Source organism: Streptomyces sp. NRRL WC-3618 (genome assembly GCF_001280005.1).
In the GTDB taxonomy this organism is placed as follows: domain Bacteria; phylum Actinomycetota; class Actinomycetes; order Streptomycetales; family Streptomycetaceae; genus Streptomyces.
The window spans coordinates 1-24,992 of sequence record NZ_LGDW01000482.1 but is presented as its reverse complement, the minus strand read 5'-3'; the positions used below and the strand labels follow the sequence as shown (position 1 = coordinate 24,992).

The following is a 24,992-nucleotide window of genomic DNA, read 5'->3' as shown; positions in this document are numbered from 1 at the left end:
GTCTGCGTGACCGTCTGTGCGGCCGTACGGCTCAGAATTCGTAGTCGGCGATCACCCACGTGGCGAACTCGCGCCACGGTGCGACGGCGGCCTGGTGGGCCGGGTGCTCCAGGTACCGTTTCAGGGCATCCGTGTCGTCGACCGCCGAGTTGATCGCGAAGTCGTAGGCGATGGGGCGGTCGGTGATGTTCCAGGCGCACTCCCAGGAGCGGAGTTCGTCGATCTGGCCAGGCAGGGCACGGAAGCCCTCGACGCCCGCCACGACGCGCGGTTGGTCGCGCTGGACGCCCTCGTTGAGCTTGAAAAGGACCAGATGGCGGATCACGCGTACTCCCTGGCTGAGGCTTGGGCCGGCTCCTGGTAGCAGGCGGCTACTTCGCGCCGTCCGCTATCCAGGTCATGAAGTCGCCTATGGCGCCGGCCGCGTTCGAGATGCCTTCGAACGCTATCTCGACGTATCCGGCCGCCCCTTTGGGGTTCGTGATGATCACGTACGCCACGAAGACCACGAGGACGTAGACGGCTATCTTCTTCGCATTCACCGCCACAGCGGCCTCCCCCTCAGACCCGACCAGACCCGACCACGCACATTCGACTGATGTCATTCACTGATGTCACTGACTGATGTCGCACGAAAGGCCCCGCCGTCCGGCGAGGCCTTTCTACAGCGGTAGCGGAGGGATTTGAACCCTCGGTGACTTGCGCCACACTCGCTTTCGAGGCGAGCTCCTTCGGCCGCTCGGACACGCTACCGAGGGAGACCTTACAGCAAGGTGCGGCGTGGTTCGAAATCGGTATTCGTTGGTCCGCCGCCGGTGAAACGGGGGTCAGCGGTCGTGGCGGAAGAAGTCGGTGAGGAGCCGGGCGCAGTCGTCCGCGAGGACGCCGCCGATCACCTCGGGGCGGTGGTTGAGGCGGCGGTCGCGTACGACGTCCCAGAGGGAGCCGGCCGCGCCCGCCTTCTCGTCGCGGGTGCCGTAGACGACCCGGTCGACGCGGGACTGCACGAGGGCGCCCGCGCACATCACGCAGGGCTCCAGCGTCACGACGAGCGTGCAGCCGGACAGCCGCCACTCGCCGAGCTCAGCGGCGGCCCGCCGAAGCGCGAGGACCTCCGCGTGCGCGGTCGGATCGCCCGTCGCCTCGCGCTCGTTGTGCCCGGTCGCGAGCACCGTCGTACCGTCGGCGGCCAGCACGACGGCACCGACGGGGACGTCGCCGCCCGGAAGGGCCCGCCCGGCCTCGGCCAGGGCGAGCCGCATCGCGGCCCGCCACGGATCCCGTACGGGATCGGGCGGCCCCTCACCGGTCAGGCCCTCCTGGCTCAGCGCACCGTCTCCAGGACCTCCGACGCTCCCAGGGCCTCGGCGATCGCGCCCAGCGCGTCGTCGGCGTCCAGGGCGCGCAGTTCCTTCTCGCCGACGCCGAGGTCGTCGAGGATCACCGGATCCCCCACGGGGCCGTGCGGCACCGCGTCTGCGGGGGCGCCGGTCTCGTCGTCGGCGGAGTCGGAGTCGGCGTCCGGATCGGAGTCCGACTCACCGTCCTCCGTGCCGTCGAGGTCGAGGGCGTCGAGATCTGGTTCGTCTGCGTCCGGATCGCGGCCGAGCAGCTCGGCCGTGAGCAGAATCTCGCCGTACGAACTACGGGCAGCGGCGGCGGCGTCCGAGACGTAGATCCGGGGGTCGTCCTCGCCGTCGATGCGGACGACGCCGAACCAGGCGTCCTCCTGCTCGATGAGCACCAGCACCGTGTCGTCCTCGGGGGAGGCTTCACGGGCCAGTTCGGCCAGGTCCGACAGGGTTTCCACGTCGTCGAGCTCCGTGTCGCTCGCTTCCCACCCGTCTTCGGTGCGCGCGAGCAGTGCGGCGAAGTACACCGTGACTCTCCCACTGGTCCTAGGCGTGCCGGTTGGGGGTCCCCCCGGCGGAGGTTACGGGCGGGGCCTGCTGTGCGCCGAGCCCCACCCACTCGGAATCGTGACAGAAACGGAGCGTTCAGGGGACGTCTTCGACCCCCTGTGTCCGGCTCTTTTGACCGAGTGTCGGCCGAGCCGTTCAGCAGCGCTCCGGTTGCCGCCACCAGCGGATCGTAACCGGCTTCTCCACCGCCCTCGCACGGCCACCCCCTCAACGCGCGTACTACCAGCGGAACGTACGCATACGCATGGCGTGGCGGAGGCGGGCGGTCTTGGCGCGGCGGGGCTGGACACGGTCGCGCAACTCGCGGGCCTCGGTCAGTTCGCGCAGGAAGACGGCCCGGCGCCGACGCCGCTCGGCCTCGGTCTCCGACGTCTTCCGGTCCCGTTCCCGGTCGGGTTCACGGTCGGACATGGGCAGACACCCCCAGTCGTTGCGTTCCTCCCACCTTCCCTCCGGCGGACGGTTTGATGCCACCGGAAGTGTGAGGCGGGCGCGAGGCCGCTGTACGGGGAAGCGGAACCGCTGTAGGGGGGTTGGCTCGCCGTACGGGGGAGCAGAGCCGCTGTACGGGACCACGGCTACTGTTAGCGCCATGCGTCTCCACGTCGTCGACCACCCGCTGGTCTCCCACAAGCTCACCACGCTGCGCGACCGGCGCACCGACTCCGCGACCTTCCGCCGGCTCGCCGACGAGCTGGTCACCCTGCTCGCCTACGAGGCCACGCGGGACGTCCGTACCGAACAGGTCGACATCGTCACGCCGGTCGCCCCGACCACGGGCGTCAAGCTGTCCCACCCGCGCCCGCTGGTGGTGCCGATCCTGCGGGCCGGCCTCGGCATGCTGGACGGCATGGTCCGGCTGCTGCCGACCGCCGAGGTGGGCTTCATGGGCATGGTGCGCGACGAGGAGACGCTGCAGGCGTCGACGTACGCCACCCGTATGCCGGAGGACCTCTCCGGGCGTCAGGTGTACGTCCTCGACCCGATGCTCGCCACCGGCGGCACCCTGGTCGCGGCGATCCGGGAACTGATCAAGCGCGGCGCCGACGACGTGACGGCCGTGGTCCTGCTGGCCGCCCCCGAGGGCGTCGAGATCATGGAACGCGAGCTGGCGGGCACCCCGGTCACGGTCGTGACGGCCTCGGTCGACGAGCGCCTCAACGAGCTCGGCTACATCGTCCCGGGCCTCGGCGACGCGGGCGACCGGCTGTACGGCGCGGCCGAGTAGCCGGTCGGCGGCTCAGCAGTTCTTCGGGGCGGTGGAGGGCGCCGGCGCCGGGCCGGTCAGTGCGACCAGGGCCTGGTCGGCGTCCTTCTTGCTGGTCAGGGCCGTGAACGTGGTGCCGATCAGTAGGTCGACCTCGGTGGCCGAGGGGCGCGTGTCGGTCTTCAGCTGGGCGCCGGCGAGCTGGGTGCCGAGCACGGGCAGGGCGGCCTCGGCGGCCGACTTCGCGCCGAGCAGCAGGCCGGCTCCGGCGATCTTCTTGTCGTAGTCCTTGGGCGCGTTGCCGACGTCGCCGATGCGGAAGCCGCGCTTCTTCAGCTCGTCCGCTGCCTGTTTGGCGAGGCCGCTGCGCGGCGTGGCGTTCAGGACGTTGACGGTGATCTGGCCGGGCTCGGGCAGCGCTCTGGGGGCCTTCGTCGGCGTGGGCGAAGGGCTCGCCTTGGACGCGCAGTCCGCCTTGGGTCCCGCGGCCGTGGCCTTGCTGCCGCCGCCGGTGAAGACGTCGATGAGCTGCAAGGTGCCCCAGCCGATCAGGCCGAGGGCGGCGACGGAGGCGACGAGTCCGAGTACGAACCTGCGGCGCCCCCGGGGTCGGCGCATCCGCGGGTACTTGTCACCCGTGATGCGGTACTGGCCGCCCATTCCGGGGGGAGTCAGCATGCTCATGGGCGCAGCGTAGTGCGCCCGGGCGGTGATGCCTACTAAATGATCATTGCCCCGGCCGCAGTACTACCCGAAAGGGCCAATAAGCGTCGTGAGGGCGGCGAGGACGGCCGTCAGTCCATCTCGAGGACGCGGGCGTGCAGTACCTGCCGTTGCTGGAGGGCCGCCCGGACAGCGCGGTGCAGACCGTCCTCCAGATACAGGTCGCCCTGCCACTTCACGACATGCGCGAAGAGGTCGCCGTAGAACGTCGAGTCCTCGGCGAGCAGGGTTTCCAGGTCGAGCTGGCCCTTGGTCGTCACGAGCTGATCGAGGCGGACCGGGCGCGGCGCGACGTCCGCCCACTGCCGGGTGCTTTCCCGGCCGTGGTCGGGGTACGGCCGGCCGTTTCCGATGCGCTTGAAGATCACACGGAAAGCCTACCGGTCCAGGCCTTCCGGGCGCAGCCATGGCGACGGAGTGCGGCGCTGGAAAAGGTGCAGTAAATCGGTGCAAACCGGTACAGGGCCCCGGTGAGAGCGACAGCGAGGCCGTGTCATCGGCCACCACGAAGGCCGTCACGGAGCTCTTGCCACCGGCAAACGCACCCCACTCGCCACCCCGTACGCCGGCCCGCCCCGGAGATCGCCGCCTACGTGCCGGAGGCCTTCGCGGCCTTCGCCGCCGCCTTCATCTCCTGCTTGTGCGCCCGGACCTTGACCAGGGACTCCGGGCCCGTGATGTCGGCGACGGAGCGGAAGGACTTCGGTTCGCCGTAGGCACCGGCCGCCTCGCGCCAGCCCTTGGGCTGTACGCCGAGCTGCTTGCCGAGGAGGGCCAGGAAGATCTGGGCCTTCTGCTTGCCGAAGCCGGGCAGGTCGGCGAGGCGCTTCAGCAGCTCCTGGCCGGTCGCGGCGTCCCGCCAGACTCCCTCGGCGTCCCCGTCGTAGTGCTCGACGAGGTACTGGCAGAGCTGCTGGACGCGCTTGGCCATCGAGCCCGGGTAGCGGTGCACGGCCGGTTTGTCGGAGAGGAGGGCGGCGAAGGCCTCGGGGTCGTACGCCGCGATCTCGTGCGCGTCGAGGTCGTCGGCGCCGAGACGCTGGGCGATCGTCGCCGGTCCCTTGAACGCCCACTCCATGGGAACCTGCTGGTCGAGCAGCATTCCCGTCAGCGCGGCGAGCGGGCTGCGGCCGAGGAGCGCGTCGGCCTCGGGGTCCTGGGCGAGGTGGAGGGTGACGTCCATGCGTCGATCATGCCCCGATCGACGCCCGACTGCCCTCCGGCCGCGATCCGGACGTACGAGCCCCGGGCGGTAGTTTTTCCGGGTGACTTCGAACTCCGATGGACGTGTGACGGCCGACGACCTGATCGCCCACTACGGGCTGGAGCCGATTCCGCGTGAGGGCGGGCTGTTCCGGCGTACGTGGGCGGGGCCCGAGCGGGCCGACGGGCGGCCGGAGGGCTCGGCGATCGTCGCGCTGCTGACCGCCGCGCCCGGCGACTTCTCCGCGCTGCACCGGCTGCCGTCCGACGAGGTCTGGCACTTCTACCTCGGCGATCCCCTCGAACTGCTCCTCCTCGCCCCCGACGGCACCTCCCGGACAGCCGTGCTGGGGCCCGGTATCCCGCGGGGCCAGGAACCCCAGCTCACCGTTCCCGCCGGTACCTGGATGGGCGCGCGGGTCGTCGAGGGCGGCGCGTGGACGTTCTTCGGGTGCACGATGGCGCCCGGGTTCACGTTCGAGGGGTACGAACACGGCGACGCCGTCGAGCTGACCGCGCGTTATCCGGCCGAGGCGGCCCGGATCGAGGGACTGTGCCGCCCATGAGGTCACCCCAGGGTTCCGCCGGTCTGCTCGCTGGCCAGGTCGCCCTCGTCACCGGGGCCGGTGGTGGGATCGGGCGCGGGATCGCGGCGCGGTTCGCGGCGGAGGGGGCCGCCGTCGCCGTGCACTGCCGGACCTCGGACGAGGGCGCGCGGGAAGTGGTCGCGCGGATCGAGGCGTCGGGCGGGCGGGCCGTCGTCCTGCGGGGCGATCTCACCGACGAGGACGCGTGCCGGCGGGTGGTGCGGGAGGCCGCCGAGTGGGGTGGCGGGCGGCTCGACGCGCTGGTCAACAACGCGGGTGTGCAGCCGGTTCAGGAGCTGGCCGGGATGACGGTCGCCGACTGGCGGGCCGTCGTCGACGCGAACGTCCTCAGCGTCTTCGCCTGCACGCAGGCCGCGGCGGAGGTCATGCGGGAGCAGAGAGGCGAGAACGGGGGTGGCGATGGGGGCAGTGTCACGCATATCGCCTCCATCGAGGCCGCTCGTCCGGCGCCCGGGCACGCCCACTACTGCGCCTCGAAGGCGGCGGTGGTGACGCACGCCCGGTCGGCGGCTCTGGAGTACGGGCCGTACGGCATCCGCGTCAACACCGTCTCGCCCGGGCTCATCGACCGGGAAGGGCTGACGGACGACTGGCCCGAAGGGGTGCGGCGGTGGCAACAGGCGGCGCCCGTAGGGAGGTTGGGGCGGGCCGAGGACATCGGCGACGCGTGTGTGTTCCTCGCCTCCCGGCTGGCGTCCTGGATCAGCGGACACGACCTGGTCGTGGACGGAGGGGTGTCCGCCCGGCCGACGTGGTGAAGAGCACGGCGAATCCGGTTCGGGCGGGGGTGAGCGGGGCGTCAGGATCGTCCGTACGTAATACGAGAGCCGAGAAGTCCCGAAGACGGAGAAGGTACGTGGGCCGACTACGGAACGAAGGGCGCGATCACCGACGAGCCGATGAAAGGGGGCATACGGAGACCGGCGAACGGAAGGGCAGACGGCACGTCCGGGGAGTACGGCGGGCGGTACTGCTGTGCACCACGCTGGTCCTGTTCCTCCTCGTCGGCGGGGCGGGCACCGCGTCCGCGCACGCCGCCCTCCGCGACACCGACCCCCGCGACGGCAGCGTCCTCAAGTCCGCGCCCCGGCAGATCACCCTGACCTTCACCGAGTCCGTCGCCCTGCTCGACGACTCCTTCCGGGCCTTCGATCCGGACGGCCGACGGGTGAGCACCGGCGAGGCCAAGCACGTGGACGGGCGTTCCGACGCGGTGCGCGTGAGCCTTCCCAAGGGGCTCGGCGAGGGCACGTTCACCGTGGCCTGGCGGGTCGTCTCGGCGGACAGCCATCCCATCTCGGGCGCCTTCACCTTCTCCGTCGGCGAGCCCTCCGCGACCCCGGCCGCCATCGACACCGGCCCCACCGAGAACACGGCGACCAGCGCCCTCTACGACATCGTCCGCTATCTGGCGTACGCGGCTCTGGCGCTGCTCGTCGGCACCGTCGCCTTCGTCGTCCTGTGCCGCCCCTCGAGCACGGACCCCCTGCGCAGGCTGGTCCTGACGGGCTGGTGGACCCTCCTCGTCTCCACCGTCGCGCTGCTCCTGCTGCGCGGCCCGTACGAGGCCGGCACCGCGCCCGGCAGTGCCTTCGACCTGTCGACCCTGGAACGCACCGTGACCGGCAGGCCGGGCCTGGCGCTCCTGGCCCGCATCGCGCTGCTGGCGGCGACGGCCGTACTGCTGACTGTCGTTGGACGCCGACGGCAGCGCGTCGACAGCGCGCCGGTTTTCCTTGCCGCCGGGGGCGTGCTCGCCGTCGGTCTCACCCTGACGTGGGCCGCCGCCGAGCACGCGTCGGCCGGTATCCAGGTGCCGGTGGCGATGGTGTCCTCGGTGCTGCATCTGCTCGCCATGTCCGTCTGGCTGGGCGGCCTCGCGACCCTGCTCACCCTGCTCCAGGCGGCGGAGCCGCTCCCGGCGTCCACCGTCGCCCGTTTCTCCCGGCTGGCCTTCATATCCGTGGCCGTCCTGACCGTCACCGGCGTCTACCAGTCCTGGCGCGGCCTCGGCTCCTGGGACGCGTTCACCGGTACGTCGTACGGCCGCATCCTGATCGCCAAGCTGTGCGCGGTGACGCTGCTGCTGGCCGCGGCCGGGTTCTCGCGCCGCTGGACGGGCCGGCTGCTGTTGCCGGAGGCGGCGGATGCGGTGGTGGATGGCGATGCGCAGGCGGTGGCGGTGGCGGAGGCCAAGGTCGCGGAACGGGTGGCGGAGAGGGTGGGCGGCTCGGCGACCCCGGTTGGCGGCGAGAGCGACGGCGACGCCCGCGACGACGTACACCCGGTCAGCACCCCCTCCTCCTCTCCTTCTTCCTCTTCCGACGCCTCCTCCGACGTCTGTCGTCGTCGGCTGCGCCGTTCCGTGCTGGCCGAAGTGGCCGTGGGGATCGCGGTGTTGGTGATCACGACCATCCTGACGACCACTCTGCCGGGCCGGGCCGCCGCCGAGGCGGCAGAGGCCGCGAAGGACGCGCCTGTGCCCGGGTTGGTCAGCGCCTCCACGACGACGATCCCCTTCGACGTCGGTACGCCGGGCGGGCACGGCAAGGTGCAGGTCACCCTCGAACCCGGCCGGGTCGGCGAGAACACCGTGCAGGCCGTGGTGTTCGGCCCCGACGACGGCTTCGCGATCGTCCCCGAACTCCGCCTCTCCTTCTCTCTTCCCAGCAAGAAGATCGGCCCGCTCAACGCCGAAGTCACCGACCAGGGCGGCTATTGGGGCACCAACTCCCTCAACCTGCCGCTCGCCGGCACCTGGACCATGAAGGTGACGGTCCGGACGTCGGACGTGGACCAGGTGAGCGTGGAGCGGAAGGTGAAGATCGGTCGCTGACCGGCCTTCGGCGGCGGGAGCCGACGCGGGCCCCGCCGTTGCCGTCGCCGTCGTGACGGTGCGGCGGAACCACGCCGCCAGGGGGCGGCCGCGAGTGGAGACGACCCCGATCTCGGACTGGGCCCCGCCGAGTACGACCAGCAAAGCCAGGGGAGCGGTACCGCGCCGACGGTGGCCGTATGCGGTGCTGCCCGGCTTCCCAGGGGCGCGGGGCGCGGGCCGTCAGGAGTGGCGCCGCAACCGTGGGCGGAGGCGGTACAGGTGCCCCGCGCATGGGTCGAGGTCGGTGCCAGGCTGAGGGCGAAGGCCGCGCGTGCCAGCACGGGCACGACGTCCCGGGGGGCCGGGCGCCGGGCCGGGGGTGCGGTGATCGGCCCGCTGGTCACCGGGGGTGCCGGGGCGTGGTCGTGCTGGACATGGGCGGGCTCCTTACGGCTCCGGCTGACGATGTGGCGAGCGCCCGACGTGGTCCTGGCGGGTCGTCCGACGTGATCGTCATCAATGGCGCCGCCGGGCCATTGCGCCGCCTCGGCTGCAAGGTCATCGTTCGTGGTCGGCGGGAGCGTGCTCCTCGGTCGAACGGCTGAGCGGCTGGATTGTGGCGCGTGTTTGCCCTCTATCAGTTAGCAAAGCTTCGCGTCCTGATGTCCATCACGTTTCAGGAACGGGCTGTACCACGTCTTGACGACGGGCCGAACAAGCCGCTGTCATTGCCGCCACGATGTTCTGTCACGTTGATTTCTGATCGTTTTGGATCGGCGTGGGCCCAGCGTAGTCATGACCTTGCTCCCCGTTTCGGGGGGTCTGTCCTCAGGAGCCGTCATGCGCCACACTTCCTCCGGTCTCTCAGTTCCTGATCCGAGCCGCCGCACCCTGTTGCGTGGGATCGGCGGCGCGGCGGCGCTCGGTGCCGGCCTGCCGCTGCTGAGTGGGTGTGGCGGCGGCGACTCGGGTTCCGACGCGAAGACCGTCACCCTCGGGTCCAACTCGTCGGACGCGGTTCCGAAGAAGGCCTTCGCCGACATCTACGCGGCGTTCACGAAGAAGACCGGCATCAAGGTCGACGTGAACACGAAGGACCACAACACGTTCCAGGAGCAGATCAACTCCTACCTCCAGGGCACCCCGGACGACGTGTTCACCTGGTTCGCGGGCTACCGCATGCAGTTCTTCGCGGGCAAGGGCCTGGCCGGACCGATCGACGACGTGTGGACGAAGATCGGGGGCAACTTCCCGGAGGCGATGAAGCAGCTCAGCAAGGGTGCGGACGGCAAGTACTACTTCGTGCCGCTGTACACGTACCCCTGGGCGGTGTTCTACCGGAAGAGTGTCTTCAAGGAGCACGGCTACGAAGTGCCCACCACCTGGGCGCAGTTCCTCGCGCTGTGCAGGCAGATGCAGAAGGACGGCCTGATCCCGATCGCCTTCGGCGACAAGGACGCCTGGCCCGCGCTCGGCACCTTCGACCAGATCAACTTCCGAACCAACGGCTACGACTTCCACGTCGAGCTGATGGCCGGAAAGGCATCCTGGACCGATGCGAAGGTTCGCGCGGCCTTCGACAACTGGGCTGAGATTCTTCCGTACAGCCAGGAGGGATCAACCGGTCGTACCTGGCAGGACGCGGCGCAGACGCTCGTGTCGAAGAAGGCCGGAATGTATCTGGTGGGCACCTTCGTGGGCCAGCAGTTCACGAATGCGACCGACCGTGACGACCTCGACTTCTTCGCCTTCCCCGAGATCGACCCCTCCTTCGGGCAGAGCACGGTCGAGGCGCCCACCGACGGCTTCATGCTCGCCAAGTCCCCGAAGAACAAGGCCGGTTCCCTCCAGCTGCTGGAGTACCTGGGCACCCCGGAGGCCGAGCAGATCTACCTCAAGTCCGACCCGAGCGTGGTCGCCGCCTCCACCACCGCCGACACCTCCTCGTACAGCCCTCTGCAGAAGAAGGCCTACGACATGATCAGCGGCGCGAAGCACCTCACCCAGTTCATGGACCGCGACAGCCGCCCGGACTTCACCTCCACGGTGATGCAGCCGGCGCTGCAGAACTTCATCCGGGATCCCAAGGGCGTCGACAGTCTGCTCGCATCCATCGAGCGTCAGAAGAAGACGATCTTCGCCTCCTCATGAGCGCCTCCGATTCGACTCCAGTGATCCCGGTCCCGGTCCCGGGGGCGACCGAGGTGCCCCCTCCGGGCGGTACCCGTGCCCCCTCGTCCCCGCAGCGCCGGAAGCCCCCCTACGGCCACCGCCGGTTGCTGACCCGCCGGGACAGGATCGCGCTGGGCTTCATGGCGGGCCTGCCGACCCTGCTGCACGTCGCCCTCGTGTGGGTGACGGCGTTCGCCTCGGTCGCGCTGGCGTTCACCACCTGGGACGGCATCGGCTTCGACGCCATCAAGTGGGTCGGGCTGCAGAACTTCCGCGAACTCTTCGACAGCAACCCGCAGTTCTGGCCGGCCGTCCAGCACAACGTCGTCTGGTTCGTCGTCCTCATCGCGATCCCGACCCCGCTGGGCCTGTTCCTGGCCGTGCAGTTGGACAAGAACATCCGGTTCACCCGGGTCTACCAGACGGCGTTCTTCCTGCCGGTCGTGGTGTCGCTGGCGGTCACCGGATTCGTCTGGCAGCTGGTCTACAACCCGGACACGGGCCTGATCAACAGCCTCATCGGCGCCAACAGGCCCGGCCACTACATCGACTGGATCGGCGACCCCGACCTCAACCTCTGGGCCGTCCTGGTCGCCGCCTGCTGGCGGCACACCGGCTACATGATGATCCTCTACCTCGCCGGTCTGAAGGGTGTCGACCCGTCGCTGCGTGAGGCGTCCTCGCTGGACGGCGCCAATGAGTGGCAGACGTTCAAGAACGTCATCTTCCCCACCCTGCGTCCCACCAACACCATCGTCCTGGTCGTCACGATCATCGAATCGCTGCGCGCCTTCGACCTCGTGTACGTCTTCAACGGCGGCGCCCAGGGCACCGAACTGCTGTCGATCCTGGTCACCAACAACATCATCGGCGAGTCCAGCCGTATCGGGTACGGGTCCGCGATCGCCGTCGTCCTGCTGGTGATCTCGCTCGTCGTGATCATCCCGTATCTGGTCAGCACCTTCCGGAAGGAGCGACGGGCATGAGCGCTCCCACCCTGGCCGCGCGGGGGCCCGCAAAGGGCTCCGGGAAAGGCTCCAGACAGGGCCCCGTGAAGGGGCGGCGCGCCCCCGTCCGCCCCGCCCGCGTGCTGCTGCACACGTTCCTCGTCGTCACGTCGCTGGCCTGGCTCGCGCCACTGCTGTGGGCGATGTACGCGGCCCTGCGCCCCTACGCCGAGACCAGCACCAAGGGCTACGTCTCCTGGCCCGACAAGCTGAGCCTCGCCAACTTCACGAACGCGTTCACCCAGTCGGACATGACGCACTACTTCGGGAACACGCTGATCATCGCCGTACCGGCGGTGCTGCTCACTCTCTTCCTGTCGTCGATGGTCGCCTTCTACGTCAGCCGCTTCGACTTCCGCGTCAACCTGTCCCTGCTCCTGGTGTTCACGGCCGGCAACCTGCTTCCCCAGCAGGTCATCATCACCCCCCTCTACCGCCTCTACCTGCTCGTCGACCTGCCGGGAATCACCGCGTCCGGCAAGCTGTACGACTCCGCGCTCGGCCTCGTCCTCATCCACATCGCGTTCCAGTCGGGCTTCTGCGCGTTCGTGCTCGCCAACTACATGCGGATGCTTCCGCACGAGCTGACCGAGGCCGCCCTCGTCGACGGCGCCTCCGTGTGGCGGATGTACTGGCAGATCGTGCTGCCCCTGTGCCGGCCGGCGATGGCGGCCCTGGCCACCCTTCTCTCCATCTGGATCTACAACGACTTCTTCTGGGCGATCGTGCTGATCTCCACCGGCGAGAACATGCCGATCACCTCGGCCCTCAACAACCTCTCCGGCCAGTACTTCACCGACCCCAACCTGGTCGCCGCCGGAGCGCTCCTGACCGCGATCCCCACCCTGATCGTCTACTTCACACTGCAACGCCAGTTCGTCAGCGGCTTGACCCTTGGAGCCAGCAAGGGCTGACGCCCGCGCCCACGGAGTCAGACGGAGTCAATAGGCCCTCGCGTAGGCCCTCTTGATGAGGTATCAGGTGACTCGTACTCTGCTCCCTGGATCGTCGACCAGGGGAGCAGGGTTGGCCACGGCACCGTCCGAACCGTCCGACGAAGAGATGCTCCAGGCAGTCGAGCGCTACCTCGCCGGGCGGGGCAACCCGGCACGGCTGGTGGCTCCCGGTACCGCCGAGCTGTCCCGGGAGCCGCTGCTCGACTTCCGTATCGACCGGCGGTTCGAGGAGCGGCTCCCGGGTGTGCCGCGGAGGGTGCCGGGAAAGAAGCTGAAGCAGATTTCCAGGCGGCCGACCTACACCGACCTCGCCACCCATCACGTTCCGGTGCCCTCCGGCTTCCTCCCTTCACCGCCGGTGAAACTGGTGCTCGCGGGCTCGGTCGCCGAGGTGCCGTGTCCGGACTGCGCCGCCGGGAAACGCGACTGCGATACCTGTGGCGGGAGCGGCACGCAGGTCTGCCCGAAGGCGGTGACGTGCGACGGCTGCGGCGGTGGGTCCGACGCGTGCTGGTCGTGCGGCGGCACGCGTAACAGGGGCAGCCGGAAGCCGCCCGCGAACCCTCAGGGCCGGGGGAAAACCAGGACCGACTGGTGCAGGCGCTGCGGCGAGCGCGACGTGGCCTGTCCCAAGTGCGTCGGCTCCCAGACGATGACCTGCCCGGTCTGCAACGGGAAGGGACGCGGTCCCTGCGGCGCGTGCAAGGGTGCGAAACGCCTGGAGCACAAGCCGTGCGGTGGCACAGGGTTCTTCACCACGTTCATCGAGGCCGTCATCACCCACCCCGTGGAGTCGGACCAGGAACAGGTCCGGGCCCCGCTCCATCTTCGGTGGCCGACCTCCCGGGCCGGCTGGCGCAGGGCACACCTGAACAACGCCATCGACAAGCTGCCGGCCGACCTGCCGGAACCCCTCCGTACCCGGGTCGAACCCAAACTCGCCCTCGCGGAGAGTGAGTTGGCACGCAGGGCGACCCTCAGCCATCTGCCGCTCGCCCGCGTCACGGTGGACGCCGACCCGGACTGGGTGTACTTCGCCTGCCCCGAACGCCCGGAGGACGCCACCCTCAAGGTCGTCCGCCGGCCGGCGAGGCAGCGCGTCCTCCGGCTCGTGGGCATGGCGTCGGCGGCGGTCGTCGTCGCCCTGCTCGTCACGGTGGTGGTCCTGACGACGACTGGCTGAGCGGCGGGAACAGGTTCGCGGCCGCCCGGCCGGTCGCGGATGCCGACGTGCCCCTCAGTCGTCCGTGAAGACGTCCTCGACCGTGGGGGCGGTGACGGCGCGTCGGAGCCAGCGGCTCAGGGTCTCGAGGTCGCCGCAGCCGGTGATGCGTTCACGGGCGTCCTCGGGGACGTCGATGCCGCGCTCGGTGAGGACGGTCAGGACGTCGCCGGCGGCGCGTTGCAGCTCGCCTTCAGCCAGGCCTTCAGCCAGGCCCTCGGCCTTGCCTTCAGCCAGGCCTTCAGCCAGGCCCTCGGCCTTGCCTTCAGCCAGGCCCTCGGCCATGGCCTTGGCTCGGGCTTCGTCGCGTACCTCTTCGAAGAGGGGCGACTTGTAGAAAGAAAGGTCCACGGCCACCAGTGTCCTCCATTGCGCTGCGGCGGGCAGTTTGCCCAGGCCCTGTGAGATGAATTCGATGATGGGGTTCTTGACGTCGTCCGTCTCGTCCCGCAGAACGGTCGTCATCGCTTTGAGTATGGCCCCGATGTCCCGGTTCTTGCCGTGGGTGATCGCGGCCAGTGTGGCGAGCTGGAGGTTCTTGCGGACCTCGGCGGGTTTGGTCATCAGCGGCATGTTGTGCGGGCCCGCGACCATCGGGCGCAGGGTGAGAAGGGGCCACTGCCGAGGACCGAAGGAGACCGGGCGGGCTGCCCATTCGGCGGTCGCGCGGTCCTGGCACAGAACCAGCAGCATGGGCTGCAGCCGGTACTTCGCGAGCAGGAAGGCCGCGTAGTACGCCCAGCTCGCAGGCTTGCGGGGATCCTTGTCGCCCTGGGACTCGATGGCGAGGATCAGTGGTTCGTCGTCCTCCGTCTCAAGGCGTAGCAGGGTGTCGACGCGACGTTCGACCGGCTGAATCTCGGTGAGATCGGTGGGCAGGACGGTGGCCGAGACGGGCGGGGCGAACTCGAAGCCCAGTACCTCGGCGACCCGGGAGAAGAGCTCCGGGTGTTCCTGGAAGATGCGGTGCATCGCCTCGTGGGGCGCGCTGACCATGTGGGTCCTTGTAGGTGTGAGGTCGTGCGGAATGGCATTGCCGTTGGCACATGCCAGGACCAGTCCGGCTATGAGCCTAGGAGCACAACGACGCATGGCATCAGCCAAGTTGGTGATGTTCACCCTGAGGAGTGAAGGCCCCTGAAATGGGTCGCTCGCGGCCCCGGCAAACGCCGCGTCCCTCCCTCCGGAAGCGGGAACGGCAACTGGACCAGATACCCGGCCCCCGCCTCTGCCCGCTACTCACCGCACGCGGACATCCCCTACTCGGACCGGAGTTGAGTATGGATGCTCATGTCCGGCGGCAGCTGAGCGGCCAGGATCGGAGCAACGGCGCGGCCAAGAGAGCGCGGCGCCGGTCTGATCCAACTGGTCTCTGGGGGAATTCTCATGTCGCGTCGTACCGCTCTGGCCGTGACCGCCGGTGTCGTCGTCCTCGGTGGTGCCGGAGCCTTCGCTCTCGCCCACGCCGGGGAGCAGCCTCCGTCCGTGGCGCACAGCGCCGCCCGCTACGCGGCCCCCGTCGGTGACCGCGCCGGTTCGTTGACCTTCACCACCGACGTCACGACGTCCTCCGGTGTCAAGGACGTGAAGGTCCTGGCCTGGCCGGCGGACTCGCCCTTCGCCAAGAAGGGCCTGACCGCCAAGGACATGGCCTCCGTGGAGTCGGCCGTGTGCAAGCCGTCAGGTGGGGACACCGTGCGCTGCACCTACACCGTCCCCGTCACCCGCGCCGACGCAGCGTCGTCCCCGCGTGGTGTGTGGCACGTCGCCGTCCTGGCCACCTCGAAGCACGGCGACACCAAGCTGGTCACCAAGGCGGCCGACTTCAAGGTTGCGTGATCCGCAGGAGCGGGTGACCGTGGTGCGTGGCCGGCGGAGGGCACGCATGCTCCGGTCTTCGGTCTCCGGGGCTGAGGAAAGCAGGGGTGTGATGGCGGCGAACGAGCCGTGGCGGATGTCGGTCGACGGCGAGGAGTTCGAGGTCAGCCAGCCGGACGACAGTCCGGGCAGCTACCACCTCACCTGGCTGACCGGGCCCGACCCCCAGTACGGGTTCGGGTTCAGCGCGCACCCGCCGGTGCCGGTCGAAAGGGCCCAACTCGAAGAGGCCATACGGGACTTCCTCCCGCAGGTCGACCCCGAGACCGGGTACATCGAGTAGTCGCCGAGCAGGAGCCTCGGAACCGGCCGGCCACTCTCAGGCCCACCGGATCGGCGGCCGACCATACGTCCGTCCCCCCGTCGGGCCTCAGCTCCGCCCCCGCTCACAGTGCGTCCCCTCCCGCGTCCCCTCCCGCCTCAGCCCCGCCCCCGGCCAGGTACTCCGACACCCGCCCCATCCCCCACACCTCGCCGATCTTGTGCCGGATGTCGAACAGATTCGCCGCGTGGACCCCCGCGTCCCGGTCCCCGACCGCCTCCTCGACGATCACCGGGACGTACCCGTGCTGCATGGCGTCGAGCGCCGTGGCCCGTACGCAGCCGCTGGTCGTCAGGCCGGCGATGAGGAGGGTGTCGATGCCGTGGGAGGTGAGGTACGGGGAGAGGGTGGTGCCGAAGAAGGCGCTCGGGTACTGCTTCGTCACCGTCAGTTCGTCGGCGGCCGGGGCCAGGCCCTCGATGAACTCGGCGTACGGGCTGCCCTCCACGAACGCGCGCAGGCTCGGCACCTTGCGGTAGAAGAGGCCTCCGTCGCCGCTGTCGGGGCGCAGCGTCACGCGCGTCACGATCACCGGGATTCCGGCCCGGCGGGCGACGCCGAGCAGCCCCCTCATCGCCTCGGCGGCACCCTCCGCGCCCGCCCCGGCGTAGAGGGGACAGGCAGGGTCGACGTACGCCCGGGCCGGGTCCACGAGGAGGAGGGCGGGGGCGGCGCCGGGGGTCAACCGCCCTGCCAGGCCCGCGCGTTCGTAGTCCGCCTCCTGATCCCCCGCGGCCCCGCCGCCCGGGACCGGAGTCATGCCGAACTCCCCCTGCCCGCACGGGACTTCATCAGCGGCTGGATGCGTGTCCCGAAGTTCTCCAGGCCCTCGAGGAAGTCGTCGAAGACCAGCATGATGCCCTTGGTGCCCGCCACCTCGGCGACCTCGTCGAGCATCCGCGCCACGCTCTCGTACGAGCCGACCAGCGTCCCCATGTTGAAGTTGACCGCGCCCTCCGGCAGCGCGATCGTCCGCGCCGTCGAGGTTCCCGTGGACGTCGTGTCCGCGTCCGTCTCACCGGCCATGTACGCCAGCGCCGCGCGGTCGGCGTTGTCGTGGTAGTCCTGCCACTTGGCCTGGGCCTCGGCGTCCGACCCGGCCGCGATGATCATGAACAGGGACAGGGCTCCCACGTCCCGGCCCGTGCGTTCCGCCTCCGCCACCAGCGTCGCCGTGCTGCCCGACAGGGCGGTCGGGGTGTTGACGCCGCTGCCCAGGACGAAGTTGTACTCGGCGTGCTCCGCGGCGAACTTCATGCCGGTGCCGCTCTGGCCGGCGGCGACGATGTCGATGTGCCCGTTCGCCGGGCGCGGGGAGAGGACGCAGTCGTCCATCTCGTAGAACTCGCCCTTGAAGTTGCTGACGCCGTCGCGCCACAGGTCCTTCATCACGGTGACGTACTCGACGGCGCGCGCGTAGCGGTTGCCGAAGTGGTCGTCGCCGGGCCACAGGCCCATCTGGGAGTACTCGCCGGGGGCCCAGCCGGTCACGATGTTGATGCCGAAGCGGCCGGGGGCGATCGAGTCGACCGTGACCGCCATTCGGGCGACGATGGCCGGCGGCAGGGCCAGGATCGGCGTCGAGGCGTAGAGCTTGATGCGGTCGGTGACGGCCGCCAGGCCCGCCATCAGCGTGAACGACTCCAGGTTGTGGTCCCAGAACTCCGTCTCGCCGCCGAAGCCCTTCAGTTTGATCATGGAGAGGGCGAAGTCGAGGTCGTGCGCCTCGGCCTTCTGCACGATCGCCTTGTTGAGATCGAAGCTCGGCATGTACTGGGGCGAACTCTTCGAGATCAGCCAGCCGTTGTTGCCGATGGGGATGAAAACGCCGATGTCCATGCCACTCCTTACGTTCAAAACTCAACTGTCCTTCAACGACACCCCATATGGGGGCGGCGGCGGCCGGTTTGCCACACAACCTGCCTTGAAAACACGCAGATTGACGTTCTTTCAGATCGGTGAAGGCGGCCAGAGTTGAACGTGAGATTCCTGCAAAGTCTCGCTTGAGGAGCCTTCTGAACGGTAAAACTTCAAGTATGAACGAACGGCTGGCACTGCTCGGCTCGGTGGACCCCGGTGTCGCCGAGAGCGAGGTCTTCCGGCTTGCGCTCCAGCACTCGGTGGCCGAGCTGGGCGCGCTCGGAGGAACGATTCACCTCCGTGGCCCCATGTCGGCCCTGCGCCTGGTGTCGGCCACCGGCCTGCCCACCGCTCTCACCGGCCCCTGGGAGATCATCGACCAGGAGGGCCCGCTGGCCCCCGCCCGCGCCCTGCACGAGGGTGACCGCACGGGCAAGGGGGTGTGGATACCCGGGGCGGCGGCCGACCGCGCCGACCCCGACGTTCCCATCTGCCCGTCCCGCGCGCCCATCCCCGGCAGCGGACTCGCCGCCGTGCCCGTGATCCGCGACGAACGCAGCATCGGCGCCCTCACCGTCATCACGGGCAAAAACGGTGAACCGACGTCCGCCCACTGGCAGTTCCTGCGCGAAGTCGTCGCCTGGACCGAGGAACGCATGGAACAGGCGCCCCTCCCGGCCGGTCCCGTGCACTCGGAGATGAGCGGCGACCGGCTGCGCCAGGCGCTGAAGGAGGTCCGGGTCGGGTCCTGGGACTGGCACATCGCCAACGGCGAACTGATCTGGGACGAAGCCGCGATGGAGCTGTACGGCACCCGCCCCGAGGAGTACACCGCACGCGTCGAGAACTGGATGCGCTGCGTCCACCCCGATGATCTGGGGCCGACTCTGGCCCTCGTCGACCGGGCCATTCGCGGCCACACCGTGTTCGAGGCCGAGTACCGCGTACGGGGCCTGGACGGCACGTACGGCTGGCACCAGGCGCGCGGCCGGGCGACGTACGACGAGAACGGCGAGCCCCTGCGCATGATCGGCATGGGCTGGAACAGCAACGAGTCACGTACCGCCCGGGACGCGCTCGGCCGCGCCCTGCGGCACATGAGCGACGGGTTCCTCGCGGTCGACGACGACTGGCGGATCACCTTCGCCAACCTCGAGGCCGAACGCACCCTCGACCTCTCCGAGGCGGAACTGTTCGGGCGCGTCCTGTGGGACCTGCCGACCGTGCGGGAGCTGCCCGGCCTGGAGAGACGCTGCCGGAAGGCCGCCGCCGAGGACAAGCCGACCGGCTTCGACATACGCGTGCCCGGCACCGGCCTGCGCTACCACCTGCGGCTGGTGCCGGGCCCCGACGGCCGCACCCTCTACCTCCAGGACGTCACCGAGAAGCGGCGGCACGAGGAGGAGCGGCGGATCGCCGAACGCGCCGCGTCCGAACGCGCGGCCCGCATAGCGGAGTTGACCGCCGCCCTCGCCAAGGCGACCACCTCGCGGGACGTCGTCGAAGCGGTCGCCCGGCGCGTACTGCCGCCGTTCGCCGCCAGCGGCCTCGCCGTCCAGACCATCGAGGACGACCGTCTCTGCACCGTCGGAGCCATCGGCTACCCGAAGGACTTCCTCGCCGAGATCGCCAACCGGCCACTGACCCCCAACCGGCCCTGCCACGACGCGATCTCGACCGAGACCCCCGTCTTCCTGTCGTCCTCGGCGGAGTTCGTCGCCGGCTATCCCCACCTGGTCGGCATGCCCGCACGCGCCGCTCAAGAGGCCTGGGCCTTCCTGCCGTTGACCGCGTCCGGCAACACCTTCGGCGTCTGCGTGGTCACCTTCGACCGCCCGCGCCGTCTCACCGACGAGGAACGCACCCTCCTCACCACGATCAGCGCCCTCGTCGCCCAGGCCCTGGACCGCGCCCGCCTCTACGACGCCGAGTACAGCCGCTCCCGCGAACTCCAACGCGGCCTGCTGCCACGCGAGTTGCCCGACCTGGCCGCCTGCACGGCCGCCGCCCGCTACCTCCCCGCCGCCCAGGGCATGGGCGTCGGCGGCGACTGGTACGACATCATCCCGCTCTCCGGCGGCCAGGTCGCCCTCGTCGTCGGCGACGTCATGGGCCACGGCCTGCCCCAGGCGGCCACCATGGGCCGGCTGCGCACCGCCGTCCACACCCTCGCCGACCTCGAGCTGCCCCCCGACGAGATCATGAGCCACCTCAACGACATCGTCGGCAACATGGGCGAGGAGTCGTACGCCACCTGCCTGTACGCACTCTACGACTCCATCACCCAGACCTGCTCCATCACCCGCGCCGGCCATCCCCCGCCGGCGGTCGTCCACCCCGACGGCACCGTGTACTTCCCGGCCCTCACCGCCGACCCGCCCCTCGGCGCGGCCGAACCCCCCTTCGAGACCGTCGAGTTGAAGGTTCCCGAGGGCAGCCTGCTGGTGCTGTACACGGACGGTCTCGTCGAGTCGTCGAAGCGGGAGATCGACGAGGGCATGGGCGAACTGGCGCGCCTGCTGCGGGGTGCGTACGAGGCCGGTACGGAAGGGGACCTCGAAGGCCTCTGCGACACGCTCACCACGGGGCTGCTCCCCGCCGAGCAGCCGAGCGCGGACGACGCGGCGCTCCTCGTCGCCCGGCTGCACGCGCTCACCGGCGACCGGGTCGCGTCCTGGCCGCTGCCCGATGACCCGAGGGCGGCCGGCCAGGCCCGCCGCCACGTCCGCGAACAACTGTCCGCCTGGGGCCTGGCCGACCTCACGCCCACCACGGAACTCCTGGCCAGCGAGCTGGTCGGCAACGTCGTACGGCATGCCAAGGGCCCCGTCCGACTCCGCCTGCTGCACGGCGCCGAGCTGATCTGCGAGGTCTTCGACGGCAGCCTGACCATGCCCCGTATCCGCCGGGCGACGGAGACGGACGAGGGCGGTCGGGGGCTGCAGCTGATCACCGCGCTCTCGCAGCGGTGGGGGACGCGTTATACGCCGACCGGTAAGTGCATCTGGACGGAGCAGGCGTTGCATCCTCCGGAGGGTGGGCGGGGGGATGTGGGGGAGGACGCCTTGGAGTTGATGTTTTTGGGGGCGGGGGAGTTCGATGACATTGAGGAGTTGAGAGGGTTAGGTGATTTGAGCTGAGCCCTCCGGGGGATCCGGGGTAAATGGGATATCTGGGGCATCTGGGTCCCTGCGGGTCGGTGGGGGCTTGTCGCGCAGTTCCCCGCGCCCCTTCTGTGCGGGCCGGTGGGGGCTTGTCGCGCAGTTCCCCGCGCCCCTAAGGGTGCTGAATCGCGCCGAATCACAGGTTCCCGAGCGAACTCGCGCCCCCGTTCGACCCTCTGTAGGAGATAGGGGGAGGGCTTCGTCTTCTTCTGCTGCTGCGGTGTCCACTCGCCCCGGTGCAACTGGCAGCGGGAGTAGCCGATCATCGCCGGTTTCGGGCACCGCTTGCCTGTAGTGGTCTGGGTCGACCCGCACTTGACCTGCTTACCCATTCGCCCTCACTTCTCCGGCCGAAGGTGCCCCATACCCACCCATCGTCACCACCCGGAGGGCCCAGCGCCCCGCTCGCGGTCGAATTCGGCCGATTACGCCCCCTTCATCCGTGGATTTCGACGTTCACCTGCCGTCGTACAACGCATGTGCCGTGGCGTGAGTCTGACAAGGCGGATGTGCCGACGGCCGACCTGACGGCCGGTCACCGCACACGGCCGAGCACCTACAGGGGACGACACACAGGGGTGGGACGCATGAAACGCATGACACTGCGTACGAGAGGCACGACACCGCGTACGAGAGGCACGACTGCGCGCACGGCGCCGAACCGAGCGCGGTCGACGACCACCGGGGCGGTCTCGGTCGCCGCGGCCTTGGCGGTGGTGGCCGGGCTGCTGCAGTTCGCGGCGGGGCCTGCCGTCGCGGCGGACGGCGGGGCCATGCCGTCCGTCACGCTGACCGGCGCACACCGGGCCGCACCACGGCAGGCGTTCCTGGCCGCCGCCGACAACTCCGGGTACCTGTCCGTACCGAGCCCGTACGGTCTCGCGAGGTGGACCGGTCGCGACGGCTCGACCAGGGACATCCCGTACCGCGCCTACGCGACCGCCTACAACGGCGGCCTCGGGCTGGAGAAGGTCCCGCAGACGACGAACGTCTACCAGATCCGGCACTACGCCACCGACAAGGTGACGCGGTTCTACGTGCCGGCCGGTGACCGGGTCACCCGGGTCTTCGCCGAGAACCGCCTGCTGGTCTCCCGCCAGGTCGGCGGGAAGTGGACGCTCCACCTGCTGGAGATGCCGGCGGGCGGCGGCAAGCCGGTCGACCGGCCGGTGACCGGTGTGGCGGACGACTTCAACGGGTGGATGCTCGAAGAGGCGTCGGACACCCGGGGAGCCGCGTTCTGGTACAAGCCGGCCGACGACCACGCCCCCTGGCGCACCGCGCTGCTCGACTTCGACAGCGCCGCGCTGACCTACGTACCGAGTGACGACTTCGGTGTCCTGGAATACCCGCACCTGGCCGGCGACACGGTGATCTTCTTCGCGGTGGACAAGCAGTTCAGGAACACGAGGCTGTACGTCATCGACCGCGCGCACCCGACGGCCCCCGGTCACCTGATCGACATTCCGGAAGACGCCCGCCTCAAGGCCCGCGCGATCGGCGACTGGCTGCTGTACCCCGACACCGGCAAGAACACGATCCGCGCCGTACCGGTGACCGGCGGCCCGACGCGGACGCTGCTGGCCGCCTCGTCCGGCAAATTCGTCGACGGCGACGACGGCAGCTTCTCCATCGAGGGCGGCACGGACGCGGAGCACTGGGCGGTCCAGCGCGTCACCCTGGGCGCGGACGGCGTCCCGGCGTTCGAGCCGGTGGCATCGCTGCCCGCCGTCTCGGTGTACGAGGCCGGCGGCATCGCGGTCGACCAGGGGCGGGTGCTGCTCGGCACCGAACGCGCGGACGCGCCCGACCCGTACGACGGCACCCATCTCACCGGCACCGCGCTCACCCTGGCGTCCGACGGCACGCTGACCGCCGCCCCGCCCGAGGATCTGGGCGACCTCGGGTACCAGGTGGACGACGGCGACCACAGCTACCACCTGGACTGCTACGGGGAGTGCCTGCGGCTCATCGGCACCGGCACGGGCGGAATCGTCCATCCGTCGGACGGGCCGAGTGTCGTGGCGGCGTCCGCCTCGTACCAAGTGGTCCGCGCGGCCAGGGGCACTCAGGAGGTGCGGGCCGGGGACAAGGTGCTGGCCACCGGCTCGTGGGCGGCCTCCGCCCTGTGGGGGAACACGCTGTGGACGGCCGGGAAGGACGCACAGGGCTCGACCGTGTTCCAGAGCTTCTCGCTGCCGTCGATGCGACGGCTGGAAAGCCGGGTGGTCGGCTCCTGCCTCCCGTCCGAACTGCAGGTGGTGGGCCAGTACGTCTACTCGTCCTGCGGGCCGGACGGCGACGCGAGCGTTTTCGACCAGAACACCGGTCTGGAGCAGGACGTACCGCGGGGCTACGCGCGGCTGGCCGACGGCTACGTGGTCTCCCAGGACGACGACGCCGGCAAACTGCTGATCACCTACCTGCGCGACGCGGTCCCCGCCGTCCGGGTCAGTACCCAGGAACTCGGCCCGCTGCCGTCCCCGGCGTTCGCCCCCGCCGACCGTCGCGGCCGGTTCTGGAACGTGGACCCGTTCGGCGGTCCGGTCGCCTACCAGACGGCGTCCGGTGACGTGACGGTGAAATGGCCGCAGGTGGCCCTGTCCCCGCTCGCGGCGACCGACGCCTCCGTCCCCGCCTCCGTCGACCTGCGCCGAGGCGGCGGCTTCCAGGGCGTCTGGTACCTGAACAGGCCGGCCGAGAGCTGGAAGCTGACCGTCACCACCTCCGGCGGCGCCGCCGTACGAACCGTCACCGGCGGTCCCGCGCGCGGGAAACTCACCGCCACCTGGGACGGACGCGCCGAGAACGGGGCGAGGGTCCGCACCGGTACCTACCGGATACGCCTGACCGCCAAGGCCGCGAACGGCACGACCACGGACACGCTCATCTACGACAAGCAGGTGCCGGTACGGTCGGTGGAGCGCCACGACTTCAGCGCCGACGGCATCGGCGACCTGCTCACCTTCGACAGCGCCGGCCGGCTGGCGATCCAGCCCGGCACCGGGCGCGGCACGATCGACAGCGCGCACAAGGTGGTGGGCAGTGGCTGGCCCACCACGTCGACCTTCGTGCCGTTCGGCGACCCGAGCGGCGACGCGTGCAACGACCTCCTCGTCCGGGACTCCACCGGCCGGCTGAGCCGGTACGACGGCACCTGCGGGCGAGCGTTCACACCGAGGAGCCAGCACCGTCTGCTCGGCACCGGTTTCGGCGGCTACGACGTGCTGACCTCCCCCGGCGACCTGACCGGCGACGGCCGCGCCGACCTGATCGCCCGCGACAGGTCCGGTGTGCTGTGGCGCTACTCCGACGACGGCCAGGGCGGCCTGACCGCACGGGTCCGGCTGGTCGCGGGCCAGGGCGGCTACACCCGCCTGACCGGCGCGGGCGACCTGAACGGCGACGGCATCGGCGACATGGTCGGCCTGGACCGCGCGGGCGTCCTGTGGCGCTGGCTCGGCAACGGCAGGGGTGCCTTCGGCAGCCGGACCCGGATCGCCGGCGGCATCACCGTCAACGCCCTGGCGGTCCCCGGCGACCTGACCGGCGACGGCCGCCCCGACCTCGTCGGCCGTGACCGCGCGGGCGCCCTGTGGCGCTGGAACGGCACGGCATCGGCCACCTTCGGTACGAAGTCCCGTATCTCCACGGGCTGGAGCGGCTACACCGGCCTGTACTGAGCAGGACTGAGCTGTACTGAGCCTCCTGGCAACGTCGAAGGGCCCCATCGCGCCGCGAACAGCGGAGCGATGGGGCCCTTCGGCGTCCCGGCAGTGTCCGGCTTCGCGTGAAGAAACGTGAACGTTCCCGCGCGGCCTCCCACAGAAAACAAACGTCTCCCAAGATGAAATTGAAATATCAACAAGAACAGAGGTCGCCTGCACCCCAGAACCCCCACACACCCCACTCCCATCCCCACTCCCATCC

At 70.0% G+C, this 24,992-nt stretch carries 23 protein-coding genes and 1 tRNA gene; 12 read left to right on the top strand and 12 right to left on the bottom strand.

All coding sequences use genetic code 11. The features are described 5' to 3' along the window. Nucleotides 1-31: 31 nt before the first annotated feature. The 6 genes from ADL01_RS38000 to ADL01_RS37980 form a co-directional block, all read right to left on the bottom strand. Nucleotides 32-325 (bottom strand): Dabb family protein, encoded by a 294-nt coding sequence (locus ADL01_RS38000; RefSeq protein ID WP_053746636.1) that lies wholly within the window; start codon nucleotides 323-325, stop codon nucleotides 32-34. A gap of 46 nt (nucleotides 326-371) precedes the next feature. Then, the gene (locus ADL01_RS45085; protein WP_199835076.1) at nucleotides 372-542 is read right to left on the bottom strand and encodes a hypothetical protein; all 171 of its coding nucleotides are present in this window, start codon (nucleotides 540-542) and stop codon (nucleotides 372-374) included. A gap of 126 nt (nucleotides 543-668) precedes the next feature. Next, nucleotides 669-753 (bottom strand) — tRNA-Ser (locus ADL01_RS37995). A gap of 74 nt (nucleotides 754-827) precedes the next feature. Then, nucleotides 828-1,262, bottom strand: a complete 435-nt coding sequence (tadA, locus tag ADL01_RS37990; protein ID WP_053746635.1) for a tRNA adenosine(34) deaminase TadA — start codon at nucleotides 1,260-1,262, stop codon at nucleotides 828-830. A gap of 62 nt (nucleotides 1,263-1,324) precedes the next feature. Beyond that, nucleotides 1,325-1,879, bottom strand: coding sequence for a hypothetical protein (locus ADL01_RS37985; protein WP_053746634.1), 555 nt, complete (start codon nucleotides 1,877-1,879; stop codon nucleotides 1,325-1,327). Between the two features lie 262 nt (nucleotides 1,880-2,141). Further along, the gene (locus tag ADL01_RS37980) at nucleotides 2,142-2,333 is read right to left on the bottom strand and encodes a hypothetical protein (RefSeq protein ID WP_053746633.1); all 192 of its coding nucleotides are present in this window, start codon (nucleotides 2,331-2,333) and stop codon (nucleotides 2,142-2,144) included. Nucleotides 2,334-2,514: 181 nt separating this feature from the next. On the opposite strand from ADL01_RS37980, the gene upp reads away from it, so the two are divergent. Then, nucleotides 2,515-3,150 carry a uracil phosphoribosyltransferase gene (gene upp / locus ADL01_RS37975; protein ID WP_053746632.1) on the top strand — a complete coding sequence of 212 codons (636 nt, stop codon included), beginning with the start codon at nucleotides 2,515-2,517 and terminating at the stop codon, nucleotides 3,148-3,150. Between the two features lie 12 nt (nucleotides 3,151-3,162). On the opposite strand, the gene ADL01_RS37970 is transcribed toward upp, so the two are convergent. The 3 genes from ADL01_RS37970 to ADL01_RS37960 all read right to left on the bottom strand — a co-directional run bounded on the left by ADL01_RS37970 (nucleotide 3,163) and on the right by ADL01_RS37960 (nucleotide 5,035). Beyond that, on the bottom strand, nucleotides 3,163-3,813 hold the full coding sequence (locus tag ADL01_RS37970; protein ID WP_159049742.1) for a LytR C-terminal domain-containing protein: 651 nt from the start codon (nucleotides 3,811-3,813) through the stop codon (nucleotides 3,163-3,165). A 110-nt stretch (nucleotides 3,814-3,923) separates the two neighbouring features. Next, a complete protein-coding gene (locus tag ADL01_RS37965; protein WP_006377352.1) occupies nucleotides 3,924-4,220 on the bottom strand; it encodes a type II toxin-antitoxin system VapB family antitoxin in 297 nt (98 codons plus the stop codon). Between the two features lie 221 nt (nucleotides 4,221-4,441). Beyond that, the gene (locus ADL01_RS37960; protein WP_053746630.1) at nucleotides 4,442-5,035 is read right to left on the bottom strand and encodes an HhH-GPD-type base excision DNA repair protein; all 594 of its coding nucleotides are present in this window, start codon (nucleotides 5,033-5,035) and stop codon (nucleotides 4,442-4,444) included. Nucleotides 5,036-5,141: 106 nt separating this feature from the next. Here ADL01_RS37960 and ADL01_RS37955 point away from each other — a divergent pair, with 106 nt between their 5' ends. The 7 genes from ADL01_RS37955 (at nucleotide 5,142) to ADL01_RS37925 (ending at nucleotide 13,799) form a co-directional block, all read left to right on the top strand. Beyond that, entirely contained in the window at nucleotides 5,142-5,621 is a 480-nt protein-coding gene (locus tag ADL01_RS37955; protein ID WP_053746629.1) for a cupin domain-containing protein, read from the top strand. Further along, a complete protein-coding gene (locus ADL01_RS37950; protein ID WP_107091108.1) occupies nucleotides 5,618-6,421 on the top strand; it encodes an SDR family NAD(P)-dependent oxidoreductase in 804 nt (267 codons plus the stop codon). Before ADL01_RS37955 ends, ADL01_RS37950 begins: the two co-directional genes overlap by 4 nt. A 212-nt stretch (nucleotides 6,422-6,633) precedes the next feature. Beyond that, complete coding sequence (locus tag ADL01_RS37945) at nucleotides 6,634-8,499, top strand: copper resistance CopC/CopD family protein (protein ID WP_053746644.1); 1,866 nt, start codon at nucleotides 6,634-6,636, stop codon at nucleotides 8,497-8,499. A gap of 822 nt (nucleotides 8,500-9,321) precedes the next feature. Continuing rightward, the gene (locus tag ADL01_RS37940; protein WP_107091107.1) at nucleotides 9,322-10,632 is read left to right on the top strand and encodes an ABC transporter substrate-binding protein; all 1,311 of its coding nucleotides are present in this window, start codon (nucleotides 9,322-9,324) and stop codon (nucleotides 10,630-10,632) included. Further along, a complete protein-coding gene (locus ADL01_RS37935; RefSeq protein WP_234354946.1) occupies nucleotides 10,629-11,639 on the top strand; it encodes a carbohydrate ABC transporter permease in 1,011 nt (336 codons plus the stop codon). Before ADL01_RS37940 ends, ADL01_RS37935 begins: the two co-directional genes overlap by 4 nt. Next, a complete protein-coding gene (locus ADL01_RS37930) occupies nucleotides 11,636-12,574 on the top strand; it encodes a carbohydrate ABC transporter permease (RefSeq protein ID WP_234354945.1) in 939 nt (312 codons plus the stop codon). The genes ADL01_RS37935 and ADL01_RS37930 overlap by 4 nt, the downstream gene beginning before the upstream one ends. Nucleotides 12,575-12,686: 112 nt before the next feature. Continuing rightward, nucleotides 12,687-13,799, top strand: a complete 1,113-nt coding sequence (locus ADL01_RS37925) for a hypothetical protein (RefSeq protein ID WP_053746625.1) — start codon at nucleotides 12,687-12,689, stop codon at nucleotides 13,797-13,799. 54 nt (nucleotides 13,800-13,853) lie between these two features. On the opposite strand, the gene ADL01_RS37920 is transcribed toward ADL01_RS37925, so the two are convergent. Continuing rightward, nucleotides 13,854-14,834, bottom strand: a complete 981-nt coding sequence (locus ADL01_RS37920) for a hypothetical protein (RefSeq protein WP_053746624.1) — start codon at nucleotides 14,832-14,834, stop codon at nucleotides 13,854-13,856. A gap of 390 nt (nucleotides 14,835-15,224) precedes the next feature. Between ADL01_RS37920 and ADL01_RS37915 the strand changes: the two genes are divergently transcribed. Together ADL01_RS37915 and ADL01_RS37910 are read left to right on the top strand one after the other, a co-directional pair. Continuing rightward, on the top strand, nucleotides 15,225-15,677 hold the full coding sequence (locus tag ADL01_RS37915) for a DUF5707 domain-containing protein (protein WP_053746623.1): 453 nt from the start codon (nucleotides 15,225-15,227) through the stop codon (nucleotides 15,675-15,677). Nucleotides 15,678-15,768: 91 nt separating this feature from the next. Next, nucleotides 15,769-15,999 (top strand): hypothetical protein, encoded by a 231-nt coding sequence (locus tag ADL01_RS37910; RefSeq protein ID WP_053746622.1) that lies wholly within the window; start codon nucleotides 15,769-15,771, stop codon nucleotides 15,997-15,999. Between the two features lie 103 nt (nucleotides 16,000-16,102). Here ADL01_RS37910 and ADL01_RS37905 read toward each other — a convergent pair whose 3' ends face one another. Together ADL01_RS37905 and rutA are read right to left on the bottom strand one after the other, a co-directional pair. Beyond that, a complete protein-coding gene (locus ADL01_RS37905) occupies nucleotides 16,103-16,798 on the bottom strand; it encodes an isochorismatase family protein (protein WP_053746621.1) in 696 nt (231 codons plus the stop codon). Beyond that, nucleotides 16,795-17,877 carry a pyrimidine utilization protein A gene (rutA, locus tag ADL01_RS37900; RefSeq protein ID WP_053746620.1) on the bottom strand — a complete coding sequence of 361 codons (1,083 nt, stop codon included), beginning with the start codon at nucleotides 17,875-17,877 and terminating at the stop codon, nucleotides 16,795-16,797. Before rutA ends, ADL01_RS37905 begins: the two co-directional genes overlap by 4 nt. Nucleotides 17,878-18,074: 197 nt before the next feature. On the opposite strand from rutA, the gene ADL01_RS37895 reads away from it, so the two are divergent. Further along, nucleotides 18,075-21,038 (top strand): SpoIIE family protein phosphatase, encoded by a 2,964-nt coding sequence (locus ADL01_RS37895; RefSeq protein WP_053746619.1) that lies wholly within the window; start codon nucleotides 18,075-18,077, stop codon nucleotides 21,036-21,038. Nucleotides 21,039-21,649: 611 nt separating this feature from the next. Beyond that, nucleotides 21,650-24,745 carry an FG-GAP-like repeat-containing protein gene (locus ADL01_RS37885; protein WP_159049741.1) on the top strand — a complete coding sequence of 1,032 codons (3,096 nt, stop codon included), beginning with the start codon at nucleotides 21,650-21,652 and terminating at the stop codon, nucleotides 24,743-24,745. Nucleotides 24,746-24,992 lie beyond the last annotated feature (247 nt).

What these genes read in the sequence shown, in the direction of transcription:
- tadA (WP_053746635.1), bottom strand. Translation starts at nt 1,262, where the DNA reads ATGCGGCTCGCCCTGGCCGAGGCCGGGCGGGCCCTTCCGGGCGGCGAC.
- ADL01_RS37980 (WP_053746633.1), bottom strand. Translation starts at nt 2,333, where the DNA reads ATGTCCGACCGTGAACCCGACCGGGAACGGGACCGGAAGACGTCGGAG.
- upp (WP_053746632.1), top strand. Translation starts at nt 2,515, where the DNA reads ATGCGTCTCCACGTCGTCGACCACCCGCTGGTCTCCCACAAGCTCACC.
- ADL01_RS37970 (WP_159049742.1), bottom strand. Translation starts at nt 3,813, where the DNA reads ATGAGCATGCTGACTCCCCCCGGAATGGGCGGCCAGTACCGCATCACG.
- ADL01_RS37960 (WP_053746630.1), bottom strand. Translation starts at nt 5,035, where the DNA reads ATGGACGTCACCCTCCACCTCGCCCAGGACCCCGAGGCCGACGCGCTC.
- ADL01_RS37950 (WP_107091108.1), top strand. Translation starts at nt 5,618, where the DNA reads ATGAGGTCACCCCAGGGTTCCGCCGGTCTGCTCGCTGGCCAGGTCGCC.
- ADL01_RS37940 (WP_107091107.1), top strand. Translation starts at nt 9,322, where the DNA reads ATGCGCCACACTTCCTCCGGTCTCTCAGTTCCTGATCCGAGCCGCCGC.
- ADL01_RS37935 (WP_234354946.1), top strand. Translation starts at nt 10,629, where the DNA reads ATGAGCGCCTCCGATTCGACTCCAGTGATCCCGGTCCCGGTCCCGGGG.
- ADL01_RS37930 (WP_234354945.1), top strand. Translation starts at nt 11,636, where the DNA reads ATGAGCGCTCCCACCCTGGCCGCGCGGGGGCCCGCAAAGGGCTCCGGG.
- ADL01_RS37920 (WP_053746624.1), bottom strand. Translation starts at nt 14,834, where the DNA reads ATGGTCAGCGCGCCCCACGAGGCGATGCACCGCATCTTCCAGGAACAC.
- ADL01_RS37915 (WP_053746623.1), top strand. Translation starts at nt 15,225, where the DNA reads ATGTCGCGTCGTACCGCTCTGGCCGTGACCGCCGGTGTCGTCGTCCTC.
- ADL01_RS37910 (WP_053746622.1), top strand. Translation starts at nt 15,769, where the DNA reads ATGGCGGCGAACGAGCCGTGGCGGATGTCGGTCGACGGCGAGGAGTTC.
- ADL01_RS37905 (WP_053746621.1), bottom strand. Translation starts at nt 16,798, where the DNA reads ATGACTCCGGTCCCGGGCGGCGGGGCCGCGGGGGATCAGGAGGCGGAC.
- rutA (WP_053746620.1), bottom strand. Translation starts at nt 17,877, where the DNA reads ATGGACATCGGCGTTTTCATCCCCATCGGCAACAACGGCTGGCTGATC.
- ADL01_RS37895 (WP_053746619.1), top strand. Translation starts at nt 18,075, where the DNA reads ATGAACGAACGGCTGGCACTGCTCGGCTCGGTGGACCCCGGTGTCGCC.
- ADL01_RS37885 (WP_159049741.1), top strand. Translation starts at nt 21,650, where the DNA reads ATGAAACGCATGACACTGCGTACGAGAGGCACGACACCGCGTACGAGA.